The following is an 11386-nucleotide window of genomic DNA, read 5'->3' as shown; positions in this document are numbered from 1 at the left end:
TCGAGACAACTGTTCCAAGGTGGCCCGCTGACTGTCCGACATCGACAACGGTGGGGCTGCAGGTGCGCTCATGGAGCAAGGATATCGCGTATTCCACTAGTTATTTGCGGGACACACCACTAGGCACTGGATGTCTCCAGTCGGTGCTCGGTGCCGTCGATCGTCAGCGTCACGACGCTTGGAATATCGGCATGGTCCAGATCGATGCGGATGTCTTCGGTTTCGAGCCTCGTGTCAGTGAACGACGTGGCGTCCCGCACTCGACCTGCGCCCCATACGAACCAACCTCCTGAAGATGTTGCAATGGTCCACGGAACGGGCTCCCAAGTGCCGTACGTAGAACTTCGCCATCCAAGGAAGGGGTCCTCGGTGCCAGTTGCGATGCGACTCGAACCCAGCCCGTCGAGGAGATCGGCGGCCGCACCGTGTGGGACGGTCATGGTCCAGTTTTGCGCTGCGACTGGTAGCCGATCTATAACGGTTACCCCATCGCTGCTGAGAAGGACTAGGCGAAGGAACCGGCCTATATGAGCGAAGCCGTCGTGCCACGAACAGAGCGCGCTCAGGCGACCGAGGTCCAGGTATCCGGAGCCGCAAGGCACGGACGACCGCCGCCATCGAAATGCACGGTGGGGCCCGAGAAGGTCTTCGCCTTCGGGGCGCCAGACAGGGTGCGCAGCGCTTGTCCTAAACCCATTGCGAACCTCTAGCGGGCCGTTGTAGGTGCCGGTGCCCGGGTCTTCGATGATCCAGCTGTCATCCTTGGTGATCCATACCGAAGTCAGGTCGGCATGCTGGTGGGAACGCGTCTGCGCTTGTTTCAGCCATACCCGCCACGAGCCCTGTGTGGCTCCGGCGAAGTGCCCGCTGGACCATCCGCCGACCTCGGCAGCGTCGCCGCCTTCGTCGTCTGATGCGGGCGACTCCGCGTACCACGCCAATTCATCGTAACGACGCCAGGCAGCAGCGGGGCGCCGGACGCCACTCAGATGGAGTGCGAGGTGCGCAGAACCGGCTACGTCGCCAGCCGGCGCAGAATCGGCGAGCACTCTTCCCTCGTCCCAGTCGCCGTACTGAGGTATTCGCCCTTCGAACACACGAAGCCTGCCTAGATGGTTTGCCGCTTTGTGCATTGCGGTCTGAATCTTGTCAGGAGCGTCGCCCAGCAGCACTCGAACAACGAGCATTTCCAAGACGAATCGGTGATAGGACAGTGAGTCCTCGATCATCGATCCATCCGGGCGCATGTGCCGCGCCAGTTGCTTGAGCATCAGTCGGTCGCCGATCGCCTTCCATCGGCTGGCCGCCGGATGATCAGCGAACATCCGCCCCAACACGACCAGTCCCAGTCCGTCACCAACGAGGTGATTGTTCTTCATGCTGGTCATGGTGTAAGGCAGCTCAATCATGATGTGGTGAGCGCTGGCCACCAGTTGATCGTCCATTTCAGCTCGAAGGCCATCTGGGAAGCGATCGCCAGCTAGAGCGATGACCTGGTTCCAGGCGATTGCGCGCAGCGCCAACTCCAGACTGGAATACCAGTTAATACCGCGTTCGGGCCGACATTCCCGACACCACTGGTCAAGCATCTCTATGAGCTTCGTCAACCATGGACCATCGGGCGCAAGAGAGGCTGCGCGGGCGAGCACCACCAGATCGCGGTGCCGCGCCGCTTCCCAAACGAACTTGACGTCCGACATTCGTGCATCAGACCGTATATCGATTCGCCACCACGGAGTGTCATTAGGCCAGCAGCGTTTTGTGAGCGGATCCATCGTCCAACTCGCCATCGCACCGGTCGCCGCGCGGTTGTTAAAGACCCTAGTGCCTTGGTCAAGAATCACTTCCGCATCTGTGAGGCAGCGTTTGCGTGTTTCCTGATCCTGCGGCCGTTGATTGCCGAGGGGGACAGGGACGGAACGATACCCACCCCTGGTCTCGCGAAAGAGCAGCGAGTGCCCGTTGAACCGCTTGGACGCTTCGTACGCTGCGCGAAGCGGCGCTGAGACACCGAGCGCGCGGACGTCGCGCGCGAGGCGGGTGAGATTTGCCAAGGGGCTTCCTTATGAACCGGCGTGACTTATGCGAAGACGCCGTCGCCGACGCGCGAATCGACCTGCACCTGGGTACCAAACTGGAGGGATGCCACGGCGGCTAATGCAGCGGCAGTGCTCGCGATGGTTGCGCGCAGGTCAGCCAACCCGTCAGCGTGACCGTCGAGCACCGACGCGAACTCCTTCAAGTTCTCAACGTGGCCCTTGCCGGGTGATTCCAGTTTGATATCCTTGCCGTCCGCTGAAACTCGTATGAAGTCGTCGACAATAATCGCGTGACCGCGTCCGAGGATTTCCAGTCGTTCTTTCGACGCAGAAATGTGTGGATGCTCCGCGTACGTAATCGTGGCGACAGATCCGCCGGCGAAACGCATCGAGATCGCGAGGTTCTCTTGCAGAACCGCTTCTGCGCTGCCATCACCGAAGGCGGTGATGGTTTCGACCGGGCGACCTACTACCCATGAGCAAAGATCAATGAAATGGCAGACCTCGCCAAGCAAGCGGCCGCCTTGAAGTCGGTCTTTGTACCAGTGGGTCTCGGGGAGGCGTCCCGCAGCGACACGGTACGTCAGCACGAGCGGCTCGGACGAAGCTGACAATACTTCCCGAGATCTCCGAATGGCCTCAGAGTAGCGACGGTTGAATCCGCCCCAAATGATGCGATCGGAATTGGATGCGGTCTCGACGATGGCATCAAGCTCGTCCTCGCTCAGGGCCAACGGCTTCTCCACGAAAACATGCTTGCCGGCGTCAAGCGCGTCCTTCGTGATCTTTCCGTGCGAGTCGTGGCGCGAGAGAACGAAGACCGTATCAACACTGGTATCGGCGAGCATGGTCGGAACATCTGCGACGACCTTTACGATGCTGTGTCGTTCAGCTAGGTGTCGCGCGCTGAGCCCGCGGGCAGAGGTCACGGCTACAGGGGGTGGCAGCCCGGCCTTCTTCATGGCGGGCAGGAGCGTCATCTTGGCGTAGTTGCCAGCGCCGATGATCCCACTACCCTTCGTAGCGCGTGCCAAGGTCGAGCGTACGAGCACAGGCTTCCGGTCGATCCCGCTCTGTGGATAAGAGAACTGCACAGCGAGCGCGGTCGCGTCGCACTCGATTGTGGCGTATGCCTTCTCGGCATCGTCAATATCGAAGACATGGGTAACCAGGTCGTCTACCTTCAACCGGCCGCTGGCGACCATGTCGAGGTAGGCCTCGATATTGCGACCCTCCGTCCACCGGATCTGGCCGATTGGATAGTCGATCCCGTGTTCTTCGTAGTTTCGCTCGTATCGACCCGGACCGTAGGACCGGGCAAAGCGCAGATCGACTTCCTTCATATAGAAGGGAGTGCGCTGTAGCTGAAGACCGATGTCGCCTACGACCACAACAACACCTCTGTCGCGAACGCGGTCAACTGCTGCCATCACAGGGTCCGAGGACTTCGTTGATGCCGTCAGCAGGACGGCGTCGAGCCCACGACCGTGCGTCAGGGCAATGATGGCATCCGTTGTGTCCTGTCCTGACTCGATGAGACCGTCGGCGCCCTCGTGACGGACCAGGTCCACGGTCCACTCGCGAAGATCGACACCGACCACCTTCAGCCCTGCTGCCATCGCCATACGTGCAGTCAGCTGACCCACCAGCCCTAGACCTACTACAGCGACGGTTCCACCAAACTGGACATCGGCCTGACGCAGGCCTTGCATCGCGATGGCAGCAACGGCGCCGAAAGCCGCTGCCTCATCGCTGACGCCATCTGGGATGGGCACTGTCAACAACGATGGGACTAGTTGAGCGGAGGCGTGGCCAGCCGAAGCTGTTGCGACGCGCATCCCCGGGGTGATGCCGGCCACAGAGGTACCCACCTCCATCACCACGCCAGCCGCGGAGTATCCCAGAGGCATGTCTTCGTCCAGCTTCGTGCGCACGGCCTGGACGGTGCTACGGATCCCCTCGCTTCTTGCCTTCTTCAGGACTTGGCGAACCTGATCAGGACGTGCTCTGGCCTTATCGAGAAGGTTCGCCGAGGCGAGTTCGCGCACGGCCTTCTCTGTGCCGGTCGAAAGGAGCGAGCGCGTTGTCGATACCAGTACTTCCGCGGGGCCAGCGGTCGGCGAGGGCACCTCCACGACCCGAAGGCTCCCGTTGCCCACAGACTGGACGACTTGCTTCATGCGGCGATGTCCTTTCTCATGGAAGCTGCGCTCCCGTTTTTCGTGCTGGTGTGTCAGGCGGCCCAAGGAACTCAGGCATTGTGGCGGCACCATCGGCGGAGATGCCCTCTCGACGTGCGACGCCGAGAACGGTGCGCGCCAGGATGCTCAGGTCGAGCATGGTGTTGTGCGAGTCGACGTACTGGACGTCCAAAGCGAATTTGTCCTCCCAGGAAAGCGTGTTGCGGCCGTTGACTTGGGCCAGTCCAGTGAGCCCTGGGCGGACTTCGTGTCGGCGTGCTTGCGTAGTGGAGTAGCGCTCCAAGTACGCCATCAGCAGGGGACGGGGTCCTACCAACGACATGTCGCCTTTGATGATGTTCCAGAGAGTAGGCAGCTCGTCGAGTGAGGTCGCGCGGAGGAACCCACCTAAGGGCGTCATGCGGGCTTCGTCCGTGAGTTGGCCACGTGAAGGATCTGCCGGGAGCATCGTCCGGAACTTGATCATCGTGAATGGTCGACCGTCGCGGCCGGGACGCTTCTGCTTGAAAAACACCGGTGAGCCGAGCTTCTTCCGCACCGCCAGGGCGATGCAAGCCTGGATCGGCAGGGACAGCACCAAGCCGGGAACCGCTACGCCGAGGTCGATCGCGCGCTTGAGGCTCATCGTACGTGCGATCACACAGTCACCATCGGCACAAGAGAGTCGATCACTCGGTCGATCTGAGCATTCGTCAGCTCGGATCCACTCGGCAGCGTCAGACCGCGGGCGAAGAGCTTCTCACTGCCGCCGTTGCCGAACATGCGAGCATTCGCGTACAGCGGCTGAAGGTGCATCGGCTTCCATAGATGTCGCGATTCGATGCCATGGGCTTCAAGGGATTTGATGATCAGACTGGGTTCAGTGGGCATCGACTCATCGAGCACGATGCAAGTCAGCCAACAGTTGTCATTCCTATCGTCTAAAGCGCTATCCCGGCCAAGAAAGCGCACGCCCTCAACGGCGCTAAGAGCATTCACATACCGGTCCCGTATTTCCCGTCGTCGGTTGATCATTTGGTCGAGACGTGACAACTGACCCAGGCCGAGCGCCGCAAGCACATTGGACATGCGGTAGTTGAACCCGACCTCGGTGTGTTCGTACCACGCAGTGGGTTGGCGTGCTTGGGTCGAGAGGTAGCGGGCCCGTGCGATGAGTTCGGGATCGTCCGATAAGAGCATGCCGCCGCCCGAGGTGGTCATGATCTTGTTGCCGTTGAACGACAGCGCCGCCGCTTCGCCGAAAGACCCAGCGAAACCTTCGTGCGTGGTCGCGCCAAGCGCTTCCGCCGCATCTTCGATGAGCGTAATTCCTCGCTGTTGGAGGGCAGGCACCAGCGTCGCGTAGTCGGCGGTCCGGCCGAACAGGTCGACCGTCATTACTGCAGCGATGTCCGCACCTTCGCCTCGCAATTTGTCGACGGCTGCCAGCAGTAACGGCCCGTCAACGTTTGCGTCATCGAGCCGCGAGTCCACGAACACCGGTGTCGCACCGGTGTAGGCGACTGCATTTGCTGAGGCAGCAAAAGTCATTGACGGCAGTACGACGACGCGTCCGGGTGCTGCACCGCTGTGCAGAAGAGCTAAGTGCAGCGCTGCAGTGCCCGACGAGAGCGCGAGCCCGTGCGCGACGCCGAGCCGGGCGGCGACCTCGGCCTCGAAACGGTCCACCATCGGGCCAAGTGGGGCGACCCAACCGGACCGCAGCGCCTCCAGGACGAGCCGCTCCTCGACCTCGGTGATATCCGCCTTGGACAGGTGGATGCGCGTCACGCCTGCTCCCTCACTGGTGTCGACGTTGTTGCTTCGTGCCGCATCCTGGCGAGAGCAGAGATGCCATCGCTGGGATCCGCGGCCAACACAGTCGACGGGCTGAGAGACGGTACACCGACGTAATCAATGAGGGGGTGGCTGGACCTGTGGATGTCTTCCCCTGGCGTGAAGAGTTCTTCGGAGAGTTTCTCGCCAGCCCGCAGGCCGGTGAAGATGATGTCGACGTCCTTCTTGCCGGACAGGTCGATGAGGGTGCGGGCAACGTCAACGATTTTGACCGGGCTGCCCATCTCGAGAACCATCACCTGGCCGTCGCGACCGATGGCCGATGCTTGGAGCACGAGCTGACTTGCCTCCGGGATGAGCATGAAATAGCGCTCGACCTCGGGGTGCGTCACCGTGATTGGACCACCGCGCTCGATCTGGGAAGTGAAGGCTGTAATGACAGAGCCGCGCGACCCGAGCACGTTACCGAAGCGGACGCTGACGTAGGTCCCGTCCGCGTGCTCTGCAAAGCTCGCTGTGAGTCGCTCCGCGAGTCGTTTGCTGTAGCCGAGCACGCATGAGGGATGCGCGGCCTTGTCGGTGGAGACGTTGACCAGGGTCTTGACACCGACCTCGTGCGCTGCCTGCAGTACATTGAGCGTGCCGAGCACGTTGGTTTTCCACGCCTCGAGCGGGAACTGCTCCAGCAGCGTCAGGTGCTTCAGCGCGGCCGCGTGGAAGACCATGTCCGGCTGCTCTCGAACGAACACGCGGCGAAGAGCATCGAGATCACGGATGTCGACCAGTGCCAGCGTGCCATCGTCGAGCAACGCTCGGCCGGTCAGGCTCATCTGCACTGCGTGGAGGGCGGACTCGTCGCGGTCGAGCAGGATCAGCCGCTCCGGGCCGAAGCGCGAGATCTGGCGAGCAAGCTCGGACCCGATCGAGCCACCGGCGCCCGTGACCAGCACGGTCATGCCGAAGATCGACTCGGCGATGGCGGCCTCGTCGAGACTGACGGGCCGACGGCCGAGCAGGTCCTCGAGGTTGAGTCGACGCAGATCCTGGTGCTTCGGTCGCTGGCCGAAGAGCTCATTGATCGACGGCAGGATGAGCACCTCGAGGCCAGCGCCTCTGGCGTCTTCCCGTAACGATCGGACCAGGTCGGCGTCGGCTGAGGGCGACGAGATGACCAGAGATGTTGCGCCGGTCTTCGCTGCCACGGACGGCAATTTCGCCCGTCCACCCTTGACCGGCACGCCGTCGATCTTCAGCCGGCGCTTACGCGGGTCGTCGTCCAGAATGGCAACCGGTGAGTAGTGGGAGTCGATGTCGCGTTGCATCGCCCGGATGAGTCGTCGACCCCCTTGGCCGGCGCCGAAGATGATCACCTTTTCCACGTTCTCGGAGCCCGTGGCGCGGCTCCAACGATAGGAGCGCACCACGAAGCGCACGGTAAACATGCCAATGAGGCCGAAGGCGGGCACCATGAGGGCCAAACTGCGAGGGACGTGGCGAAGCCACGGAGTCAACAGGACTAGCGGCGTGAGGATCGCCGCCGAGAGGAGCGCCGTTTGCCCGATGGACACCGTCTCCTCGAAAGATCCGCGCAAATGGTCGATCCGATAGGAGCCAACCGCGAAGCCGAGCACGAGGTGGATCAGCGCCGCGACCAGAGCGAATCGGAGCACTGGGGAAAACGTCACATTTTCGATGTCGAGGTCATAGCGCAGCCAGCTTGCGCAAAACGTTGCGACGACGACAAGGCCGGTGTCCGTTGTTGCCCAGAGGCACTCAATGATCCGGTCGCGGGCGGACCGACGGCGCCGAGGCGGAGAGACCGATGGCGATGCCGGCTCAGCGGACGCGGAGACGGGCATGCCGGCCCCTTTCGCCAACGGGTTCCTCCGCAGCGTTGTCGACCTGCATCGACTCGAAGGATGCCGGACGCGTCGGCACGTCGGTGCGAGCACGGTAGCCGTATGCGTAGTCGTAGTATCCGGCGACGCGATTGCTGCGTGGCAGGCGGTTGATCGTGACGCCGAGCAGTTGTGCTCCGACTGCCCCCAGCGATCCGACAGCGGTGGACACCTGGTCGCGAGTCACCAGACCGCTTCCGACGACCAAGACTGCCCCGTCTGCGATGGTGGTCAGGACTGCCGCGTCGGTGACCGGCAGGAGCGGCGGAGCGTCGATGAGCACGTAGTCGAAGCGGTCCTTCAGCTTCTCCAGAGTGGCGTGCATCGCTCCGGAACTCAGCAGCTCGCTCGGGTTCGGCGGCAGCGCACCGGCACCGAGCACCACGAGCTTGCGCTTGCCGAACGGCTGCAGCACGTCGCTGAGCTCAGCCTGGTCGATCAGGACATCGGTGAGACCGACGCCGCCCTCCATGCCGAGGTATTCCAGCAGCCGGGGGCGTCGCAGGTCACCCTCGATGAGGCAGACGCTGGCACCCGTGTCCGCGATGACCAGGGCCAGGTTTGCCGTCGTCGTCGTCTTGCCCTCGCCGGCCAGGGAAGAGGTCATCACAATGGTGCGCGGATGGTTGGCTGCATCGACGAAACGCAGGTTGGTGCGCAGGGTGCGGAACGCCTCGGCGCGGGTCGAGTGCGGGTCGGCCTGCACGAGCAGCGGGTGCTTCGGCGCGTCTCCGTCATACGGAATCGCTCCGATAATGGTCAGCTCGTCGGAGAGCTCTTCGACGTCCTCCTTGGTGCGAACCTTGCTGTCGAGGGTGTGCCGCAGCACGGCGAGACCGACGCCGAGCAGCAGGCCGAGAACCAGACCCAGCGCCAGGTTGCGCGTTGGCCTCGGACTGACGGGCGTTCGGTCGACCACTGCGTTCTTGGTGACCGTCACCTTCACCGGGCTGGTCTTGTCAGACGACACCCGCTCAAGGTTCTGCGCAGTCTTGGGGAACTGCTGACCGATGGCTGCTGCGATCTGCTGCGCCAGGTGCGGACTCCGCTCAGTCACCGTGACATCGATCAGGACGGTGTTCGTCGGGACGGCGGCGGTGACGTTGCCGGCCAGGTCGCTCGCGGTGCCGGAGAGGTGCAGCTTCTGGATGACCGGGTTGAGCACCACTGGCGCGCTGACCAACTGGGTGTAGGACGTGACCCGAGCCTGGCTGAAGGTGCTGCCCTGCGCGAGTTGAGCCGCGTCAGTGGAGTCGGCGGTCGACACGAAGAACTGCAAGCTCGACGAGTATTTCTTCGGAGCCAGCAAGGTGTAGACCTGCGCCAACAAGAGGACGACCAGGGCAGTGATGGCCACAGTCTTCCAGCGTTTCCGAAGGATCCGAAGATAACTGCGCAGGTCCATGAGATCCTTCCGAGGCAAGACCGGTACATTTCGTAACACGAGTCACTTCGTGTCACACAGGTGGCCGCTTAGGAGAGTACACCGGTCATGCGGCGCAACGCGAAGTTGCTTGCGAGTTTTGTTTAGCTTTGCTATGGCCGGCCGGTTACTCCCGTCGGCGGGGCGAGACGTTGGGAGAAGGACGCATGAGGCCATCGGTGTCGGCTCTCGCGATTGGCGTGCTCGTGCTGGCTGATCTGGGAGCGTTCGTGGCGGTCCAGCAACACTCGCGTGCGATGGCCGGCCCGACGGCGGCTCCCAGCGCCCCCAGCTCGGGCAGCTCCGCAGCTCTCGACGGTCCGTCCACAGCGGCGACCGGCGCTGCTCCGGCGGCGAGCACCGTCACCATTCCAGCGCGGTCGGTGTTCGCCACTGCGCTGAACGGAGACCGGGCCTGGCGCGCGGTGAATTCGGGCGGCTGCAACGGATCGGTGCAGGTGCAAGCCAGTCGCGACGGCGGGCGCACGTGGAAGACGCTGGCCAAGCCACCGACCGGTGCGGCCGACAGTATCGGCATCGATAGGAGCGGGCATCTGCAGCTGAGCGGCCAGGCGTCGGACGGTTGTGCCCAGAAGTCATGGTCTCTCGGGACGGGCGGGGCTTGGTATACGTCCGACACCGGGAGTTGGGTGCCGAAGGACGCGAAGAGCGGTGCGATCGTGCGCGCCGGTCAACAGCGGCAGGCCTGCGATGCAGGCCCGGTGATCGACATCGCGACGGCAGCGGGAAACGTGGCCGACGTACTGTGCTCGAACGGCAGTGTGAGAAAAGTCTCACGAAGCGGTAAGCCGCAAACGATCTATCAAGATGCGGGGTTGCTCAGCATCGGCACCGCAGGCGACAAGACGGTGGTCGTCGCGCGCTCCGTCGAAGGGTGCAGGGGAGTGGAGCTCGACATAATCACCTCAAGCGGGTCGGCACAGCCGATCACCTGTGTGCAGGGTGCCCCGAAAGCCGTCGATCTGACCTTTGCCGGAGACAAGGGATGGTTGATTGCGGCGAACAACACCTGGACCGGTGGAGTGTCCGGAAGCTGGTCGAAGAGCTGAACGCCCCGCCACTCCGAACGGCGGGTCTACCGCTGCTCGACGGTCAGCTCTCCAGCTGCAGCCAGCTCTGCCAGCCGGCGTGCAGCACCAGCCAGGCGATCAAACCGTAACCGGCCTGGCCCGGGTGGATGCCGTCGCCGGAGGCCAGGTCGGCGTGCCACTGGTCATGGCCGAGCAGCGGGCGGAAGCAGTCGACATAGGTGACCCCACGCCGGGAGCACACATCGGCCTGCGCATCGACCAGGATCTCGAGCCGGTCGTTGGTCTCGGCGTCGATGGTGGGGGCGGGGCCCACGACATACGTCGAGATCGCCGCGGTGGACGCGTCGTCAAGGATGTTGGCGAGGTTGAGGCGCGAGCGGGCCGTGGTGAGGCCCTGCGCGATGTCGTTGAGACCGAGGCCGACCACCAGCCGACGCTCGTTGGCCTGGGCCCAGCGCGGCGCGCACTCCGCCTGCCAGCGGGCGAGGATGTCCGTGGAACTCTGACCGCGAATGCCGAGGTTGTAGCTGGCCAGGTCGATGCCCGAGTGCGGCGTGCGCGCGACGACCCGTGACACCCAGCCGAGCGCCTTCGGGTCGCCGAAGCCCGCGACGAACGAATCGCCGACGAAACACAGTCCGATGCGACGGTCACCATCAGAGACGTGGAAGCGAGCGGTCGGACTGAACTCGGGTTCGCTACCGTCGTGGTGATTGGTCACGTGGGACATTCTCACTCATCCTCGTCGTCGAGCCGGGCAAGCCAGGTCGCGAGTCGCTCCACAGGGGTCTCGAAGTCGGGGTTCAGGTCGACGAACGTGCGCAGCTGATCGGACAGCCAGCCGAGCGTGACTTCCTCGTCGCCGCGGCGCTCGGCGAGTTCTTCGATGCCTCGGTCGGTGAAATACATGCGTCCATTCTGCGGGTGCGGCACCGCGCACAGTGCCCGGGGGAGCGCGCTGGTCTCGATACGCCGAAGGGCGCCGCGGACTCCTTCG

9 protein-coding genes are annotated in these 11386 nt (G+C 63.3%); 1 reads left to right on the top strand and 8 read right to left on the bottom strand.

Annotated features, from left to right (window positions below; translation table 11 throughout):
- Nucleotides 1–119 precede the first annotated feature (119 nt).
- The 6 genes from ACN8HC_RS19585 to ACN8HC_RS19560 are packed head-to-tail and all read right to left on the bottom strand — an operon-like array spanning nt 120 to nt 9319.
- Nucleotides 120–2054, bottom strand: a complete 1935-nt coding sequence (locus tag ACN8HC_RS19585) for a heparinase II/III domain-containing protein (protein WP_490076519.1) — start codon at nt 2052–2054, stop codon at nt 120–122.
- Between the two features lie 26 nt (nt 2055–2080).
- Entirely contained in the window at nt 2081–4219 is a 2139-nt protein-coding gene (locus ACN8HC_RS19580) for a bi-domain-containing oxidoreductase (RefSeq protein WP_490076518.1), read from the bottom strand.
- A gap of 16 nt (nt 4220–4235) precedes the next feature.
- Nucleotides 4236–4880, bottom strand: coding sequence for a sugar transferase (locus ACN8HC_RS19575; protein ID WP_490076517.1), 645 nt, complete (start codon nt 4878–4880; stop codon nt 4236–4238).
- Nucleotides 4877–6010: a DegT/DnrJ/EryC1/StrS family aminotransferase gene (locus ACN8HC_RS19570; protein ID WP_490076516.1), complete on the bottom strand. Its 1134-nt coding sequence runs from the start codon at nt 6008–6010 to the stop codon at nt 4877–4879. The genes ACN8HC_RS19575 and ACN8HC_RS19570 overlap by 4 nt, the downstream gene beginning before the upstream one ends.
- Complete coding sequence (locus tag ACN8HC_RS19565) at nt 6007–7875, bottom strand: polysaccharide biosynthesis protein (RefSeq protein WP_490076515.1); 1869 nt, start codon at nt 7873–7875, stop codon at nt 6007–6009. The genes ACN8HC_RS19570 and ACN8HC_RS19565 overlap by 4 nt, the downstream gene beginning before the upstream one ends.
- Nucleotides 7853–9319 carry a tyrosine-protein kinase domain-containing protein gene (locus ACN8HC_RS19560; RefSeq protein ID WP_490076514.1) on the bottom strand — a complete coding sequence of 489 codons (1467 nt, stop codon included), beginning with the start codon at nt 9317–9319 and terminating at the stop codon, nt 7853–7855. Before ACN8HC_RS19560 ends, ACN8HC_RS19565 begins: the two co-directional genes overlap by 23 nt.
- 185 nt (nt 9320–9504) lie before the next feature.
- Between ACN8HC_RS19560 and ACN8HC_RS19555 the strand changes: the two genes are divergently transcribed.
- A complete protein-coding gene (locus ACN8HC_RS19555; RefSeq protein ID WP_490076513.1) occupies nt 9505–10407 on the top strand; it encodes a hypothetical protein in 903 nt (300 codons plus the stop codon).
- A gap of 43 nt (nt 10408–10450) precedes the next feature.
- Here the strand turns inward: ACN8HC_RS19555 and ACN8HC_RS19550 are convergent, their stop codons facing one another.
- Together ACN8HC_RS19550 and ACN8HC_RS19545 are read right to left on the bottom strand one after the other, a co-directional pair.
- Nucleotides 10451–11119 carry a GDSL-type esterase/lipase family protein gene (locus ACN8HC_RS19550; protein ID WP_490076512.1) on the bottom strand — a complete coding sequence of 223 codons (669 nt, stop codon included), beginning with the start codon at nt 11117–11119 and terminating at the stop codon, nt 10451–10453.
- Nucleotides 11120–11121: 2 nt separating this feature from the next.
- Nucleotides 11122–11298, bottom strand: coding sequence for a DUF6104 family protein (locus tag ACN8HC_RS19545; RefSeq protein WP_183318104.1), 177 nt, complete (start codon nt 11296–11298; stop codon nt 11122–11124).
- Between the last annotated feature and the right edge of the window lie 88 nt (nt 11299–11386).

The organism is Flexivirga sp. YIM B11880 (genome assembly GCF_058148645.1).
This window is presented reverse-complemented; position numbering and strand designations above follow the sequence as displayed.

Excerpts from the sequence above, each read along its gene's own strand:
- ACN8HC_RS19545 (WP_183318104.1), bottom strand. The coding sequence starts at position 11,298 with ATGTATTTCACCGACCGAGGCATCGAAGAACTCGCCGAGCGCCGCGGC.
- ACN8HC_RS19555 (WP_490076513.1), top strand. The coding sequence starts at position 9,505 with ATGAGGCCATCGGTGTCGGCTCTCGCGATTGGCGTGCTCGTGCTGGCT.
- ACN8HC_RS19565 (WP_490076515.1), bottom strand. The coding sequence starts at position 7,875 with ATGCCCGTCTCCGCGTCCGCTGAGCCGGCATCGCCATCGGTCTCTCCG.
- ACN8HC_RS19580 (WP_490076518.1), bottom strand. The coding sequence starts at position 4,219 with ATGAAGCAAGTCGTCCAGTCTGTGGGCAACGGGAGCCTTCGGGTCGTG.
- ACN8HC_RS19550 (WP_490076512.1), bottom strand. The coding sequence starts at position 11,119 with ATGTCCCACGTGACCAATCACCACGACGGTAGCGAACCCGAGTTCAGT.
- ACN8HC_RS19560 (WP_490076514.1), bottom strand. The coding sequence starts at position 9,319 with ATGGACCTGCGCAGTTATCTTCGGATCCTTCGGAAACGCTGGAAGACT.